The 15,915-nt window shown below is 71.3% G+C and carries 14 protein-coding genes; 13 read left to right on the top strand and 1 reads right to left on the bottom strand.

Annotated elements, in window-relative coordinates:
- Positions 1-371 precede the first annotated feature (371 nt).
- From JK363_RS31795 to JK363_RS31845, 11 genes are all read left to right on the top strand, one after another.
- Positions 372-1,403 carry a 2,5-dihydroxypyridine 5,6-dioxygenase NicX family protein gene (locus JK363_RS31795; protein ID WP_201880574.1) on the top strand — a complete coding sequence of 344 codons (1,032 nt, stop codon included), beginning with the start codon at positions 372-374 and terminating at the stop codon, positions 1,401-1,403.
- A gap of 64 nt (positions 1,404-1,467) precedes the next feature.
- On the top strand, positions 1,468-2,739 hold the full coding sequence (locus JK363_RS31800; RefSeq protein WP_201880577.1) for an FAD-dependent monooxygenase: 1,272 nt from the start codon (positions 1,468-1,470) through the stop codon (positions 2,737-2,739).
- Positions 2,740-2,824: 85 nt separating this feature from the next.
- On the top strand, positions 2,825-4,225 hold the full coding sequence (locus tag JK363_RS31805; RefSeq protein WP_201880579.1) for an MFS transporter: 1,401 nt from the start codon (positions 2,825-2,827) through the stop codon (positions 4,223-4,225).
- A 34-nt stretch (positions 4,226-4,259) separates the two neighbouring features.
- A complete protein-coding gene (locus JK363_RS31810) occupies positions 4,260-5,123 on the top strand; it encodes an FAD binding domain-containing protein (protein ID WP_201880581.1) in 864 nt (287 codons plus the stop codon).
- 68 nt (positions 5,124-5,191) lie between these two features.
- Positions 5,192-7,534, top strand: a complete 2,343-nt coding sequence (locus tag JK363_RS31815; RefSeq protein WP_201880632.1) for a xanthine dehydrogenase family protein molybdopterin-binding subunit — start codon at positions 5,192-5,194, stop codon at positions 7,532-7,534.
- A complete protein-coding gene (locus tag JK363_RS31820) occupies positions 7,531-8,028 on the top strand; it encodes a (2Fe-2S)-binding protein (protein ID WP_201880583.1) in 498 nt (165 codons plus the stop codon). Before JK363_RS31815 ends, JK363_RS31820 begins: the two co-directional genes overlap by 4 nt.
- Positions 8,029-8,721, top strand: a complete 693-nt coding sequence (locus JK363_RS31825; protein ID WP_201880585.1) for an SRPBCC family protein — start codon at positions 8,029-8,031, stop codon at positions 8,719-8,721. It abuts the gene before it with no gap.
- Positions 8,718-9,392, top strand: coding sequence for an isochorismatase family protein (locus tag JK363_RS31830; protein WP_201880586.1), 675 nt, complete (start codon positions 8,718-8,720; stop codon positions 9,390-9,392). Before JK363_RS31825 ends, JK363_RS31830 begins: the two co-directional genes overlap by 4 nt.
- Positions 9,393-9,415: 23 nt before the next feature.
- The gene (locus JK363_RS31835) at positions 9,416-10,258 is read left to right on the top strand and encodes an alpha/beta fold hydrolase (RefSeq protein ID WP_372444895.1); all 843 of its coding nucleotides are present in this window, start codon (positions 9,416-9,418) and stop codon (positions 10,256-10,258) included.
- Between the two features lie 73 nt (positions 10,259-10,331).
- On the top strand, positions 10,332-10,814 hold the full coding sequence (locus JK363_RS31840) for a MarR family winged helix-turn-helix transcriptional regulator (protein WP_201880588.1): 483 nt from the start codon (positions 10,332-10,334) through the stop codon (positions 10,812-10,814).
- A 64-nt stretch (positions 10,815-10,878) separates the two neighbouring features.
- Positions 10,879-11,631: a maleate cis-trans isomerase family protein gene (locus JK363_RS31845; protein ID WP_201880591.1), complete on the top strand. Its 753-nt coding sequence runs from the start codon at positions 10,879-10,881 to the stop codon at positions 11,629-11,631.
- A gap of 52 nt (positions 11,632-11,683) precedes the next feature.
- Here JK363_RS31845 and JK363_RS31850 read toward each other — a convergent pair whose 3' ends face one another.
- Entirely contained in the window at positions 11,684-12,298 is a 615-nt protein-coding gene (locus JK363_RS31850; RefSeq protein WP_201880594.1) for a CGNR zinc finger domain-containing protein, read from the bottom strand.
- A gap of 44 nt (positions 12,299-12,342) precedes the next feature.
- On the opposite strand from JK363_RS31850, the gene JK363_RS31855 reads away from it, so the two are divergent.
- The gene (locus tag JK363_RS31855) at positions 12,343-13,278 is read left to right on the top strand and encodes a 2-dehydropantoate 2-reductase (RefSeq protein ID WP_201880597.1); all 936 of its coding nucleotides are present in this window, start codon (positions 12,343-12,345) and stop codon (positions 13,276-13,278) included.
- 187 nt (positions 13,279-13,465) lie between these two features.
- Complete coding sequence (locus JK363_RS31860) at positions 13,466-15,781, top strand: glycoside hydrolase family 3 N-terminal domain-containing protein (protein WP_201880600.1); 2,316 nt, start codon at positions 13,466-13,468, stop codon at positions 15,779-15,781.
- The last annotated feature ends 134 nt before the right edge of the window (positions 15,782-15,915 follow it).

Here is a 15,915-nt window from a genome sequence, read left to right on the forward strand (position 1 = left end):
GGAAGACACGCCTCCGCGGCCCCCTGGGACGACCTCGGGAAACCGTCCGAAGCTGATGGTCACTCAGGAAATAACGGCACCGAGTCCGGGTACGACCCCTTGCCAAACCCAGATCGTACGTGTTCGGATTATCTCCATCGGGCCCTGACGGCCCTTGTGAAACCGCTGCTCAGACCCGGTACCACGGGTCGAGACCGGTCTGTCCGGCCGATATGTCGGTGTGCTGATATATCGACTCACTGCCTCTGTCCATCCATCGCCGTATCCCGGAATCCTCCTCCCTCGCGCTCCGCGGCCCCTGCCTCCCGCACCGACCGGGACGGCCGCCCCGGCGCTGTCTGGTACCACCCATCAGTCCTTGGAGGGACCCCGTGTTCGATCTTTCCTCCGTCGACCTCCTCGACGCCTTCACCCGTGAGCTGGAGCTGTGCAAGCTCCGCGAAGGGGAGCATGTGGTCGTCCTCGCGGAGCCCGCGAGCCGCGGCGACTACGTCGCGGCCGCCTTCGGCGCCGCGAAGGCGTGCGGCGCCCATGTCATCGCCGCCACGGTCCCCGGCGGCAGCCCCGCTCCCATGCCCAGCACCCACACCGGCGCCGGGCCCGGGCTGACCTCCGTGCTCACCGACACCACCGCGCAGGACCTGCTGAAGTCGGCCGATCTGGTGGTCGACCTCACCCAGGAGGGCTTTATCCACGCCCCCGTCCAGCAGGAGATCCTCCGGGCCGGTACCCGCATCATCTTCGTCTGCGACGCCCCCGACGTGCTCATCCGCAATCTGCCCCGCCCCACGGACAAGGACGAGGTCCTCGAGGGGGTCGGACTGCTGGAGCGGTCGGAGGTCATGCGGGTCACCTCCGCCGCGGGCACCGATCTGACCGTCCGGCTCAGTGGCGCCAAGCCCGAGTTCCAGTGCGGGTTCGCCGACGATCCGGGCCGCTGGGACCACTGGCCCAGCACCATGGTGCTCTGCTGGCCGGAGATCTCCGACGGCCGGATCGTGCTGGCCCCCGGCGACATCCTGCTGCCGTTCAAGGAGTACGTCCGGGACCCCGTCACCCTCCAGGTCGAGGGCGGGCACATCGCGAAGGTGTCCGGTGGCGCCGAGGCCGATCTGCTCGCCACCTTCTTCGACGACGCACAGGACCAGTGGGCGCGCAGCCTGTCGCACATGGGCTGGGGCCTGATGCGCACCGCCGACTGGTTCGCCACCGCCATGTACGGCAAGGGCGATCTGATGGGCATGGACGCCCGGGCGTTCGCGGGCAACTTCCTGTGGTCCACCGGTCCGCATCCGGTCCTGGGCCGCGAATCGTATGCCCACCTGGACATCGCCATGCGCGGCTGCACGGTCTCCGTCGACGGCACCGACGTCGTGGTGGACGGCACCCTCCAGGACCGCTGACCCGCACCTACGCATCGCACCGCGGCCGTGGCCGAACGGACCGCATTCGGAAGCTGGAGGAGAAGTGGCGTCCACTCAGTCGTACGAAGTCACCATCGTGGGCGGCGGGCTCGGCGGGCTGACCGCGGCGCTCGCGCTGCGCCACCGCGGGCTGCGGGTCACGGTTCTGGAGCAGGCACCCGAGCTCGGCGAGGTCGGCGCGGGCATCCAGACCGCGCCCAACGCCAGCCGGGTGCTGCTGGGTCTGGGTCTGCGGCGCCGGCTGGAGGCCATTCACACCGAGCCCCTGGACCAGGTGCGGCGGCGGTGGCAGGACGGCAGTGTCATCGGGCTGACCCCGCTGGGCGAGCGCTGCACCAGTGCGTACAACGCCCCGTACTGGCACTACCACCGGGCCGATCTGCACCGGGTCATCATGGACGCCTGTGTGGACCCCGCGGGCCCCGGCCCGGTGGTGGCGCTGCACACGGACAGCCAGGTGTCCGGTCTTGACACCACTGATCCGCGACGGCCGGTGGCCATCACCGAGGACGGCCGGCGGTTCCCCTCGGACGTACTGATCGGCGCGGACGGGGTACGGTCCCGGGTGCGCGATCTGATGGGCGCGCCGGACACCCTGGTGTTCTCCGGCGAGATGGCCTTCCGCACCCTGATCCCGGGTGAGCTGATCGCCGCCGATCCGGCGACCCGCTGGCTGGTGGACCGCTTCCAGAGCACCATCTGGTACGGCCCGGACCGGCATCTGGTGCACTACATGATCCGCGGTGGCGAATACCTCAACGTCGTGGCGTGTGTGCCGTGCACCGAGGAAGTGGCCGAGCGCTGGACCGCGGCCTCCTCCGCCAGGGAGCTGGTGGACGCCTTCCCCGGCTGGGACGACCGGGTCCCGGCCATGCTGTCCAAGGCCAAGGACGACGTCACCTGCTTCGCCCTGTACTACCGCCGCCGGGACCCGGTGTGGACCGACGGCCGGGTGGCCCTGCTCGGTGACGCCTGCCACGCCATGCTCCCCTACCAGGCCCAGGGCGCCTCGCAGGCCATGGAGGACGCCGCGGTCCTGGCCGAGGAGCTGGGCGCGGTCACCGCCGACGGCGCCACCGCGGCACTGCGCCGCTACGCCGACCGGCGGGCCAAGCACGCCGGCATGGTCCAGGAGGCGTCACTGCGCAACAAGACCCTCTACCACCTCCCCGACGGGCCGGAACAGCGGGCCCGGGACGAGAAGCTGCGCCGCGGCTTCGACGGGGAGTCCGATCTCTCCTACGACTGGCTGTGGGGCGGCACCCCGCTCAACGACCCCGATCTGGGGGCCTTCTCCTACCAGTTCGCCCGCTGAACCGGCCGCCCACCGCGGTCCGCGTCCGGATCACGTCCGCCATGGTGCGGCACGTGCTCACCTCGAACGACACCATGGAGCACACGTGAAGACGGGAAGTCAGATCGTCCAGGAACTCCCCTGGAGATGGGGAGTCCAGGGCAAGATATTCATCATCGGTGGCCTCGGCTATCTGTTCGACGCCTATGACATCGCCCTCAACGGCTTTCTGATGCCGCTGCTGGGCAAGGAGTTCGGCCTCTCGCTCTCCGAGCGCGGGCTGGTGGCGACCGCCAACCTCATCGGCATGGCCGTCGGCGCCATCGTCTGGGGCGGGATCGCGGACCGGATCGGGCGCAAGCGGGCGTTCAGCGTCACGCTGCTGATCTTCGCGGTGTTCTCGGTGCTGGCCGCGTTCTCCCCCACCTACTGGCTCTTCCTGGCGCTCCGCTTCCTCGCGGGGGTCGGTCTGGGCGGCTGTATCCCGGTGGACTACGCGCTGGTGGGCGAGTTCTCACCGAGGAAGTACCGGGGGCGGGTACTCACCGCGCTCGATGTGTGGTGGCCGGTCGGGGTCACGCTGTGCGGGCTGGTCTCCACCGCGATGCTGCCGCTGGACGGCAACTGGCGCTGGATGCTGGCCACCATGACGCTGCCCGCCCTGCTGCTGTTCTGGGTGCGGCGTGGTATCCCCGAGTCGCCCGTCTACCTCGCCGAGAAGGGCCGGGAGGCCGAGGCCCGGGAGGTCATCGACGACCTGGTGGCCCGGACCGGCGCGACCGTGGAGCCGTATGCGATCCCGTCTCCCGCCGAGCGCGACGACCGGGTCCGGGGGCTGACCGCCGCCGTCGAACAGCTGCGAGGCGTCTGGCGGTTCAGCCCGCGGATCACCTCGGCCGCCTGGCTGGTGTTCGCCACCGTGATGCTGGTCTACTACGCGGCACTGAGCTGGATGCCGACCATCCTCAAGGAGGAGGGCCAGGGCGACACCGCCGCCTTCTTCGGCACCACGCTGATGAGCGGGGTCGGCATCGTCGGGGTACTGGTGTCGACCGTCCTGGTGGACGTCGTCGGCCGCAAGTGGCTCATCGGTGTCACCGCGCCGCTGGCCACGCTGGCGCTGGTAGCGTTCGCGCTGGTGATGAAGATGCCGACGGCGCCTCTGGTCGCCATCGCGGTGTTCGGCTTCCTGATGCAGCTGACCATCCCCGCCATGTACGCCTACGTGTCCGAGCTGTACCCGACCCCGCTGCGGGCGAGTGGTTTCGGCTGGGCCTCCTCGGTCAGCCGGGTGCTCACCGGCTTCGCGCCACTTCTGTTCGGCTCGCTGATGTGGCCCCTGCTCGGACTGCCGCTGACCTTCGGGGTACTGGGGCTGGCCGTCCTGGCCGCGATGGTGTGGATGGCCGTGGCCGCCCCGGAGACCCGTGGACGGGCGCTGGACGAGACCGGCGAGGCGACCGCCGCCCCGGTGCGGCCGGCCCCTGGGAAGGCGGTCCGCGCCTGACCGGCGAGGGCCCCCACGACGCGACAGGAGAGAGATGAAGCCCGCCCCGTTCGTCTACCACCGGGCCCGTGACGCCGTCGGCGCCACCCGGCTGCTGAGCGAGCTCGGTGATGAGTCGAAGGTCATCGCGGGTGGCCAGAGTCTGGTCGCGATGATGAACTTCCGCCTCGCCCGGCCCCGCCACCTGGTCGACGTCGGCGGCCTGAAGGAGCTCGACCATCTGCGCACGGGCCCCGACGGGGCCCTGCACATCGGGGCACTGACCACCCACCACACGGTGGAGTGCGCGTCCGACGAGCGGCTCGGCAGCGGGTTCGCGGTGCTGCGGGCGGCGATGGAGTGGGTCGGCCATCTGCCGATCCGCACCCGCGGCACCGTCGGCGGCAGCATCGCACACGCCGACGCCACCGCCGAGTGGTGTCTGCTCGCGGTGGCGCTGGACGCCGAGATGGTGGCCCTGGGGCCGCGCGGTGAGCGCCGTATCCCGGCCGCCGACTTCTTCCAGGGCTACTACACCACCGCGCTCGACCCGGATGAACTGCTGGTCGAGGTGGTCTTCCCCGGTCCGGCACCGTACGCGGCGCTCACCGAATTCGCCGAGCGGCGCGGGGACTTCGCGATCGTGTCCACTGTGGTGGCGCTCGATCTGCGGGACGGCGCGGTGCACGGTGGCCGGGTGGCGCTGGGCGGTGTCGCGCCGCTGCCGGTGCGGTCCCCGGAGGCGGAAGCGGTACTGGCCCGTGGCGGCCCGGCCGGTCCCGAGCTGTTCACCGCGTGCGCCGAGGCCGCCGCGGCGGCGGCCGATCCCCCGGGCGACGGAGGCGGCGACTCCGCCTACCGCACGGCCCTCATCCGCGAACTGGTCCGGCGCGCCTGCGAGGAGGCGGTTTCCCGGTGAACGACACCACTGACGCACACCAGCGGGCCACCGGGCAGGGCCGGGCACCCGCCCCGGACGGAGCGTGGATCGGCGCCTCGGTCGGCCGCCGGGAGGATCCCCGGCTGCTCACCGGCCGCGGCCGGTTCACCGACGACATCCAGTTGCCGGGGATGCTGCATGCGCAGTTCGTCCGCGCCACCGTCGCCCATGCGACCGTCACCGGGATCGATCTGTCGGCGGTGCGTGATGTCCCCGGTGTGGTGGCCGCGTTCACCGCCGAGGACCTGGAGCTCGGTGACATCACGGCCCGGCTGGAGCGTCCGGCCTCCGAGTTCGTCGCCACCGCCATGCCGGTGCTGGCCCGTGACCGGGTCCGCTTCGTCGGCGAGCCACTGGCCGTCGTGGTGGCCCGCGACGCGTACGCCGCGGAGGACGGCCTGGAGGCGGCGAAGGTGGCTTACGAGCCCCGCCCGCCGGTGGTCTCCGCCGAACGGGCCCTCGCCCCCGAAGCGCCTCTGGTCCATGACGAGGCACCGCACAACACCCTGGTGGATGTGTCGATGTTCGCCACCGAGGGCATCGACGCCGTCTTCGACAGCGCCCCGCATGTGGTGCGGGTGCGAGCCCGGACCGGACGGCAGAACGCGCTGCCGCTGGAGACCCGGGGCGCGGTGGCGAGCTGGGACGCCAAGGAGGAGCAACTGCTCCTGCACACCTGCACCCAGGTGCCGCACCAGGTCCGCACGGTGGCCGCGCGCTGTCTGCGGCTGGACGAGCGCGCGGTGCGGGTGGTCGTCCCCGACATGGGCGGTGGTTTCGGCCTCAAGTGCGTGGTGGGGCGCGAGGAGATCGCGGTGGCGGCGGCCGCGCTGCGCCTGCGCCGCCCGGTCAAGTGGATCGAGGACCGCAAGGACGCCCTGACCGCGTCGTTCCTCGCCCGGGAGCAGCACTACGACGCGCGGGCGGCCTTCGACGCGGACGGCCGGATCCTCGCGCTGGACGCCGACATCGTGTGCGACATGGGCGCGTACTCGTGCTATCCGTTCACCGCCGGGATCGAACCGCTGATGGCCTCCGCCGAGATGCCCGGGGTGTACAAGGTCCCCGCGTACCGGGTACGCGGCCGGGCGGTGACCACCAACAAGGCGCCCACCGCGCCGTACCGCGGAGTCAGCAGACCGCAGTATGTGATGGTCGTGGAGCGGCTCTTCGAACGCGCCGCCCGGGAGCTGGGGATGGACCCGGTGGAGATCCGGCGGCGCAACGTCATCACCGACTTCCCCTACACCGGCGTCAACCGCGTCACCTACGACCCCGGCTCCTACCGGGAGTCGCTGGACCTGTGCGAGCAGGTGGTCAAGGACGAGGGCTGGTACACGGCCCGGGAGGAGGCGGCGACCGAGGGGCGCCACCTCGGCATCGGCTACGCGTGTTTCAGCGAGCGCACCGGCTATGGCTCCGCCGCCTTCGCCCAGCGCAAGATGGCGGTGGTCCCGGGCTTCGACATCTCCGAGATCCGCATGGACACCAGTGGCGCGGTGGTGGTGACCACCGGGACGATGAGCCACGGGCAGAGCCACGAGACCACGATGGCGCAGATCGTGGCCGATGAACTCGGCCTGGACATCGCCAAGGTCCGGATCCACCAGGGCGACACCGATCGCGTCACCTACGGCTGGGGCACTTTCGCCTCCCGGTCCATCGCGGTGGGCGGCAGCGCGGTCCGGCTGGCCGCCGCCAAGCTGGGCGAGAAGCTGTGCCGGATCGCCGCGGCGCGCTGGGAGCTGTCCCCCGACGCGGTGGAGTTGGTGCCCGGCGGGATCCGCAGACGGGACGGATCGGGCGAGGTGCTGGGGTTCGAGGAACTGGCGGACATCGCCTACCTCAAGGCGCATCTGCTGCCCAAGGACGTGGAGCCGGGGCTGTCCGCCACCGCCACCTTCGACGTGTTCAACGACGGCACGTTCTCCAACGCCACCCACGGGGTGGTGGTGGAGCTGCATCCGGGCACCGGGCAGGTGGAGATCCTGGCGTATGTGTGCGTCGAGGACTGCGGGGTGGCGATCAACCCCCAGGTGGTCGAGGGCCAGTGCCGCGGCGGTATCGCCCAGGGCATCGCGGGCGCCCTGTTCGAGCAGGTCACCTATGACGAGCAGGGCGAGCCGTCGGCCACCAGCTTCATGGACTACAAGGTCCCCACCGCATCTGAGATCCCGGATGTGCTGATCCGCCATCTCGAGACTCCGTGCGCCTTCACCGAAACGGGGGCCAAGGGCGCGGGCGAGGGCGGGACCATCGGAGCGCCCGCGGCCGTGCTCAACGCGGTCAACGACGCCCTGCGGTCCACCGGAACCGAACTCGACACCACCCCCATCACCCCGGAGACCGTCCAGCGCGCCTTCGGCCGGACCGTGGAGCACACCTCATGACCGACACCGCCCCGCGGGAGCGGCAGCTCATCACGCTCGACGTCAACGGGGAGCGCCATGAGCTGCTGATCGAGCCGCGCCGCACCCTCGTCGACGCCCTCCGCCACGATCTGCTGCTGACCGGCACCCACGTCGGCTGCGAACACGGCATCTGCGGCGCCTGCACCGTCCTGGTCGACGGACGCCCGGCCCGCGCCTGTCTGATGTTCGCCGCCCAGGCCGAGGGAGCCCAGATCCGCACGGTCGAATCCCTGGACGACGAAGGCGAACTCAGCGATCTGCAAAGAGCGTTCACCGAACATCACGGGTTGCAGTGCGGTTTCTGCACCCCCGGTTTCCTGATGCTCGCCGAGGGTTTTCTCGCCGAGCGCCCGGAGGCGACCAAGGAGGAGATCCGCGAGGTCGTGGCATCCAATCTGTGCCGCTGCACCGGCTACCAGACCATCGTCGAGGCAATCGACGACTGCGCCGCCCGGCGCCGGAAGGAGATGTAGATGCACCTGTCCAACACGGTCCCGGTCCCGGCGCCGCCGGAGGCGGTGTTCGCCCTCGTCAACGATGTGGAGCGGGTCGCCTCCTGTATGCCGGGCGCCACCCTCGACGGCCGCGACGGCGACACCTGGCGCGGCCGGGTGAAGGTCAGGGTCGGCCCCATCACGGCCGCCTACGCGGGCACGGTCCGCTTCCTGGAGGTCGACACCGAGCGGCGTCGGCTGCGGGTGCAGGCGCAGGGCGCGGACGAGCACGGCAATGGCGACGCGGAGGCCGAAGTCACCCTGGAAGTGGCGCAGGCCGCGGAGGGGGCCCGGCTGGACATCTCCACCGACCTCGTCATCCGCGGCAAGATCGCCCAGTTCGGCAAGGGCGCGATCGGGGCGGTCTCCGACCGGATCCTCCAGCAGTTCGCACAGAACCTCGGCGGGCTGCTGGACCAGGACCGGGCCGCCGCCGCATCAGGGGCCCCGGCCCCCGCCGCCACGTCCGCCACCGCTTCCGTCCCCGTCTCCCGTCCGCCCGCGCCCGCCGCGGACGCCGAGCTCGACGGGCTGTCGCTGATCGTCGGTCCGGTGCTCGCCAAGTACGGGCCGCTGGCCGCGGCGTTCGCCTTCGGCCTGTTCGAGGGCTGGCTGCTGGGGCGGCTGACCACCCAGGAGAAGCAGTTGCGCGCGGCGGGGAGGATCCGATGAGCGCAAGCACCTACGGCGAGGAGACCGACCGCACCTACCAGCGGGCCGGGTTCGGCGCGTCCGTGCGCCGCGGCAGCCGCCCCGCCGTGGTGGTCGTGGATCTGACCCGTGGCTTCACCGAGGACACCTTCCCCACCGGGGCCGATCTGACGGAGGCGGTGGCCGCCACCTCGGCGCTGATCGAGGCGGCCCGTCCGGCCGCCGTGCCGGTGTTCTTCACCGCCATCGCCTACTCCCCGGCGGAGGCCGCCGGGGACGCGGTCGCCTGGCTGCGCAAGGCACCAGGGATGCGGGCGATGGCGGAGGGCAGTGACGCGGTGGCGCTCGACCCTCGGCTGCCGCGGCGGGAAGGGGATCACCTGGTGGTGAAGAAGGGCGCCTCGGCGTTCTTCGGCACCTCGCTCGCCGCGATGCTGACCGGTCTGGGCCGCGACACCGTCCTGGTGTGCGGGGCGACCACGAGCGGCTGTGTCCGGGCCACCGCGGTCGACGCCGTGCAGTCCGGCTTCGATGTGCTGGTGCCCCGCGAGTGTGTCGGGGACCGCGCGGCCGGTCCGCACGACGCCGCTCTCTTCGACATCCAGGCCAAGTACGGCGATGTCATCGATCTCGCGGAGGCCACCGGCTATCTCGGCCGGCTGCCCGCCGCCCGTCCCGCCCCGGTTTCGTGACCGGCCGTCCCCAGGAGGTGCCCGTGCCCGAGCGGTCCGTCCTTCAGTCCGCGCTCGCCGATCTGGCCGATGTGCCCGCCACCGGGCGGTGGGTCCGCTCCGGCCGGACGCGGCTGCATGTGCTCGACTACGGCGGTGCCGGGGTGCCGCTGATCGTGCTGCCCGGGATCACCTCACCCGCCATCACCATGGACTTCGTCGCCCGTGAACTGGTGGGCACCGTACGCCCGTTGGTGGTCGACGTCCGCGGGCGGGGGCTGTCCGACGCGGGCGGCGGGTACGGCCTGGAGGAGTACGCCGAGGACACCGAGGCGGTGGCGCGCGGGCTGGGTCTTGACCGTCCGCTGCTGCTCGGCCACTCCATGGGCGCGCGGATCGCGGCGGTGGTCGCGGCCCGCGGCAAGGTGGCGCTCCGGGGCACCGTCCTGGTGGATCCGCCGATGAGCGGGCCGGGCCGGGGGCCGTATCCGACGACCCTGGAGACCTTTCTCGGCCAGCTGGACCAGGCGCTGCGCGGCACCGACGCGGACGAGGTGGCCCGTGCCTGGCCACGGTGGCCGCGGCGGGAGCAGGAGCTGCGGGCCCGCTGGCTGTCGAGCTGCGCCCGGGAGGCGATCGCCGCCACCCACCGCGGTTTCGAGACCGAGGACTTCTTCGACTGGTGGCCCTCGGTGCCCGGCCCCACGGCGCTGCTCCACGGCGCGGAGAGCCCCGTGGTCACGAGGAGGGACGCGGAGGAGGCCGCCCGGATGAATCCTCCGGCGCGTCTGACGGCGATTCCCGGAGCGGGCCACATGGTGTTCTGGGACAGCCCGGCCGCCGCGACCGGGGCCGTCCGTGAGGCCTCACGCCCCATGCTGGCGTGAGGGTGCGGTACTCGCCGGGAGAAGAACGCGACACGGGTCGGAGCCGGATCATCACCCGTGATTGAGTGAGGCCATGTCTGACGAAACCGCACCTGCCGAGTCCTCTCTGCCGATAACTCCCGCCGCCCTGACCGCCGCCCCCGGCTATCAGGTCCGCCGTCTGTACCAGGCGTATCTGGCGGTGTGGGTGCGCGCGGTCGACCCGACGCTGACCGGTCCGCAGTTCGCGGTGCTCACGGCGGTGGACGCGGCGCCGGGCCGCGACCAGCGGTCGATGGCGTCGGCGGTGGCCCTGGACACCTCGACCATGGCGGATGTGGCCCGGCGGCTGGAGAACCGGGGGCTGCTCACCCGGCGGACCGCGGCCGAGGACGCCCGCCGCAAGCTGCTCTTTCTGACGGAGGAGGGCGAACGCACCCTCCGGGCGGCCAATGAACGCGCCCGCGCCCTCGACGAGCGGCTGATGGAGCAGTACGGACCGGAGCGGCGCGCAGAACTCATGCACCTGCTGACGTCCCTCGCCGATCACTGGGAGGGGCTGACCGAGGAGCCGTAACACCGCTCGCCACCACGGCATGGGGTGTGACGGCTCCCTCGTGACGAATTCCATGGAGGACCTCATGCCGGATCATCACATAGGGCTGATCGTGCCCAGCTCGAACCTGACGATGGAGACCGAGCTGCCGCGGATGCTGCGCGCCCGCGAGCGCGTGGCCCCCGAGGACCGCTTTGTGTTCCACAGCAGCCGGATGCGGATGCGGCATGTCACGCCCGAGCAACTGCGGGAGATGAACGCACAGACCGAGCGGGCCGCCCTCGAACTGGCCGACGCCCGGCCCGATGTGGTCGCCTCGGCCTGTCTGGTGGCCCTGATGGCGCAGGGTCCCGGCCATCACGAAGTGGCGGAGGCGGAGATCGCCGCGGTCCTCGACGGCCAGGGGGCGAAGGCGCCGGTGGTCTCCAGCGCGGGCGCCCTGCTCAGCGGGATCGCGGCGCTCGGCGCCCGGCGGGTGGCCATCGTGACCCCGTACATGAAGCAGCTCACCTGTCTGGTGGCCGGATGCATCGAGGCCGCGGGGGTCGAGGTGGTTGACGCGCTGAGCCTGGAGGTGCCCGACAACCTGGCGGTCGCCCGGCTCGATCCGGCGGATCTGCGCGAGCACTGGAAGCGGCTGCGGCTGGACGGCGCGGACGCGCTGGTGCTGTCGGCGTGTGTGCAGATGCCGTCCCTCGCGGCAATCCAGGCGGTCGAGGACGAGGCCGGACTGCCGGTGCTGTCGGCCGCGACCGCCACCGCCTTCCGGGTGCTCGACGCGCTCGGTCTGCCGACGGTGGTGCCGGACGCGGGACGGCTGCTCAGCGGCGCCCTATGAGCACCGCCACCTTCCGATGACGAGGGCGGCCGCACCCTGACGCCACGGGCGGTCAGGGCGCGGTGGCCGCGCGGGCCCGGCGGCGTGCGGCCTTGGCGCTGTTGCCGCAGCGCCGCATGGAGCACCACCGGCGCCGTCCGCCGCCGGGATCGAGATAGACCATCGAGCACAGCTCCGCCTCGCATACCCGCAGGGCGCCGCGCCGCTCGGGATCGCCCACCACCGCGATGAGGTCGCGGACGACGGCCGACTGCGCCTCCCGGCCGGACAGCGGGCGGGTCACCGCCTCCACTCCGGTGCCGGATCCGGGGATCCGCAGCTTCGGCTGCGGTGGCACCGGGCGGGCCCGGGCGTTGAGCAGGGTCACCGACTCCGGCCGGGGCGCCTGGTCGTGGAGCACGGCGGCCACCACGTCGTAGGACGCCTCACGCACCGTGTGCAGTTCGGCGAGGAGGCGGTCGGTGAACGCGTCGTCCCCGAGCCGCAGGCCCACGCCGTCGCACCAGTCGCGCAACCGGTCGAGTGTGCCGAGCCGTTCGACCGGGGTGGTGGTCCGGCGGCCAAGGGTGGCGATGAGATTCAACGCGAGGCTGCCCCCGTCGAAGCGCAGCGCGCGCAGCTGGGCGGTCACTCGCGTCCGGGGAAATCGCTCCGTGGTGGCGTCCATCGCTATAAAGTAACCCCTCATACGGTTATCAAGGAGGGGTTGTCATGCGGATTGCCGTGGTCGGGGCAGGGGGCGTCGGCGGATATTTCGGCGCGCGGCTGGCCGCCGCCGGAAACGACGTCACGTTTGTCGCTCGGGGCGGCCATCTCGCCGCGATCCGGGAGAAGGGGCTCACGGTGCGCAGTCCGCTGGGCGAGCTGCGCGTGGCGCCCGGCGCGGTGGTTCCGGCCATCGCGGACGTCGAGGGGGCGGATCTGGTCCTGGTGGCGGTGAAGCTATGGGACACCGAGGACGTGGCGCGGCAGTTGCGCTCCCTCGCCGAGAGCGGGACGGCCGTCATCTCGCTCCAGAACGGCGTCCAGAAGGACACCGTGCTGCGCCGCCACCTTCCTCAGGAGTCGGTGCTGGGCGGGGTCTGCTACATCTCGGCGTTCATCGAGGAACCGGGAGTCGTGGCACACAACGGCACCCTGCAACGGATGGTGTTCGGCGCGTACGGCGGCAAGGAGTCCGGTCCGGCCCGCGCCCTGCTCGACCGCTGTCTGGAAGCGGGAATCGACGCGGAGCTCAGCGCGGACATCGAGCGGGTGATCTGGGAGAAGTTCGTGTTCCTGGTGGGGCTGTCGGCGACGACGGCGGCCGTGCGGCAGCCCATCGGCGTGGTCCGCGGCGAGGCCGGATCGCGGTCCCTGCTGCACGATGTGATGCGCGAGGTGGTCGCGGTGGGACGAGCCAAGGGGGTCGCCCTGGACTCCGGCTTCGCCGATGACCGCCTCGCCTTCTGCGACACCCTGCCCCCGTCCATGACCTCCTCGATGCACAACGATCTGGAACGGGGCCACCGGCTCGAACTGGCCTGGCTCAGCGGTGCTGTGGCCGCGCTCGGCGAGGAACTGGGGATCGCGACACCGCGCAACCGCGCGGTCGCCGACATCCTCTCGCCGTACGCGCTGGGCGCACCGGCCGTCCCGGAGGCATAGCGCACATCGGACCGGGCCGCGTGGTGGGTGCCGTGGCCCGGTCGGATCCGATCATTGAAACGATCAAACCATCATGAACCGCCGCCGCGCCGACCCTTGACGCTCCCTCATCGGGTCCGTAACTTCGATTCAACTTTTGAAGATCCACCCGTCGACAGCACTCACTGCTCTTCAAGGGACGAAGGCCATGAATGGTGTGCGTAGACGTACGGTGCTCACAGCGGTCGGTGGTACGGCTGTCGCGGGCGGAGCCGCGACCGGCACCGCCCGAGCCGGTGAATCCCCCGGCGCGAAGGTCCTCCAGCCGAAGCGGGAAGACTCCGGCCCCCACGGCACATCCCGCAAGGGCCCTGATGAGGCCAAGGTCCAGGCCCTGCTGGGGCGGATGACGGTCGAGGAGAAGCTCGGCCAGCTCCAGCAGTTGACCTGGGCCGGGAACACCGGCCCCGGCGGGGGCCAGACCGAGGCGGCGGAGGAGGCGGCCCGCAAGGGCAGGCTCGGATCCGTGCTCAACATCTACGGGGCGAAGTACACCAACGCCCTCCAGCGGATCGCGGTCGAGGAATCCCGCCTCGGTATCCCGCTGCTCTTCGGACTCGATGTCATCCACGGCTTCTGGACCACCTTCCCGATCCCCCTCGCCCAGGGAGCCGCGTTCGACCCCGCGGTGGCCGAGCGGGACGCCGAGGTCTCCGCGAAGGAGGCCCGTTCCAACGGGGTGCACTGGACCTTCTCCCCGATGATGGACGTCACCCACGAGCCACGCTGGGGGCGCATCGCCGAGGGCAACGGCGAGGACCCGTATCTCACGGCCGCGTTCGCGACGGCCAAAACCCGCGCCTACCAGGGCCGCGACCTGGCCGCGAAGGACCGGCTCGCGGCGTGCGCCAAGCACTTCGTGGCCTACGGGGGCGCCGAGGGCGGCCGCGACTACAACACCATGGACGTGTCCGAGGCGCGGCTGCGCAATCACTACCTCGGGCCGTTCCGGGCGGCCGTGAAGGCCGGGATCGCCACCGTCATGGCGAGCTTCAACACCATCAGCGGAGTGCCGGCCCACGGCAACACCCACACCCTCACCGACATCCTCAAGCGGGAGTGGGACTTCGACGGCTTTGTCGTCAGCGACTACACCGGCGTTCAGGAAATGATCGCCCACGGCTTCGCCGCCGACGGTGCCGACGCGGCGCGGCTTGCGCTGGGCGCCGGTGTCGACATGGAGATGGTCAGCACCAACCTCGTCGACCACGGCAAACGGCTGCTGAAGGCGGGAAAGATCTCCGCCGAGCGGCTGGACGACGCGGTGGCGCGCGTTCTGCGGCTGAAGTTCCGGCTGGACCTCTTCGACCACCCCTATGTGGACGAGGACGCGGCCATCAGCAAGCCCGGCAAGGATGCCCGCTCGGCCGCCCGCGAGACCGCCGCGCGGTGCATGGTGCTGCTCCGGAACGAGACGTCGGAGCTCCCCTTGAGCACCTCGGCCCGTTCCCTCGCGGTGGTCGGCCCGTTCGGGGACTCCACCGACCTCCTCGGCACCTGGGCCGGACCCTGGGGCGAGTCGTTCCCCGCGGTCACGGTCCTCGACGCGGTCAAGGACGCCGTACCGAAGGCCGAGGTGAGCTACGCCAAGGGGGTGGACGCCGGCGGTGAGGACACCGGTGGCATCGCCCAGGCGGTGGCCGCGGCCAAGGCCGCCGAGGCGACCGTCGTGGTGGTCGGAGAGGCGTCCGCACTCAGCGGCGAGGCGAGCGCGCGCAGTGATATCAGTCTGCCCGGCGCGCAGGAGAAGCTGATCGAAGCCATCGCCGGGACCGGCAAGCCGTTTGTGGTGGTCCTGGTCAACGGGCGTCCGCTGACGATCGGGGGCTGGCTGGAGTCGGCACCCGCCGTCCTGGAGGCGTGGCATCCAGGACTCGAGGGCGGACACGCCATCGCGGATGTGCTGTTCGGGAAGGTCAATCCCGGTGGCAAACTGCCGGTGTCCTTTCCGCGCGCGGTCGGCCAGGTGCCGATCTACTACAACCACGAGAACACCGGCCGCCCCTACGACCCGGACAACAAGTACACCTCCAAGTACCTCGATCTGCCCGACGGCCCGCAGTTCGCCTTCGGATACGGGCTGAGCTACACCACCTTCGACATCGGCGAGCCCAGACTGTCGGTGACCCGGATCGGGGCCGACGCGCTGCGCAAGGGCGACACCGTGGACGTGGCGGTCACGGTGCGCAACACCGGGCGGCGCACGGGCGATGAGGTCGTCCAGCTCTATCTGCGCGATCCGGTGGCGAGCATCGTGCAACCGGTGCGCAGGCTCTGCGGTTTCCGCCGGGTCACTCTCGACGCCGGGAAGTCCAGCACCGTGCGCTTCCGGCTGAGCGCGGAACACCTGGGCTTCTGGACCCATGACCCCGCGGGGGTGTTCGTGGTGGAAAAGGGCGAGATCCGGCTCTACGCGGGCAACAGCTCCCTGGCCACGGGCGAGCGGACCCTCACCATCATCTGAGGCATTCCGGTGGGTGTGCGCCGGGGCGGTCCCGCACCGTCCCCGGCGCGCTGTCCACCCCGGGTGCGGGCGGCTAGTAGTGCTTTGTTAGCTGGTCTTGTCGCGTTGGGTGTCTGGTAGTTCGCTGGCTGTAT

Origin of the sequence: Streptomyces coffeae, from assembly GCF_016741875.1 — a bacterium.
GTDB classification, from domain to species: Bacteria; Actinomycetota; Actinomycetes; order Streptomycetales; family Streptomycetaceae; genus Streptomyces; species Streptomyces coffeae.

Excerpts from the sequence above, each read along its gene's own strand:
- JK363_RS31810 (WP_201880581.1), top strand. The coding sequence starts at position 4,260 with ATGAAGCCCGCCCCGTTCGTCTACCACCGGGCCCGTGACGCCGTCGGC.
- JK363_RS31820 (WP_201880583.1), top strand. The coding sequence starts at position 7,531 with ATGACCGACACCGCCCCGCGGGAGCGGCAGCTCATCACGCTCGACGTC.
- JK363_RS31825 (WP_201880585.1), top strand. The coding sequence starts at position 8,029 with ATGCACCTGTCCAACACGGTCCCGGTCCCGGCGCCGCCGGAGGCGGTG.
- JK363_RS31830 (WP_201880586.1), top strand. The coding sequence starts at position 8,718 with ATGAGCGCAAGCACCTACGGCGAGGAGACCGACCGCACCTACCAGCGG.
- JK363_RS31840 (WP_201880588.1), top strand. The coding sequence starts at position 10,332 with ATGTCTGACGAAACCGCACCTGCCGAGTCCTCTCTGCCGATAACTCCC.
- JK363_RS31845 (WP_201880591.1), top strand. The coding sequence starts at position 10,879 with ATGCCGGATCATCACATAGGGCTGATCGTGCCCAGCTCGAACCTGACG.
- JK363_RS31850 (WP_201880594.1), bottom strand. The coding sequence starts at position 12,298 with ATGGACGCCACCACGGAGCGATTTCCCCGGACGCGAGTGACCGCCCAG.
- JK363_RS31855 (WP_201880597.1), top strand. The coding sequence starts at position 12,343 with ATGCGGATTGCCGTGGTCGGGGCAGGGGGCGTCGGCGGATATTTCGGC.
- JK363_RS31860 (WP_201880600.1), top strand. The coding sequence starts at position 13,466 with ATGAATGGTGTGCGTAGACGTACGGTGCTCACAGCGGTCGGTGGTACG.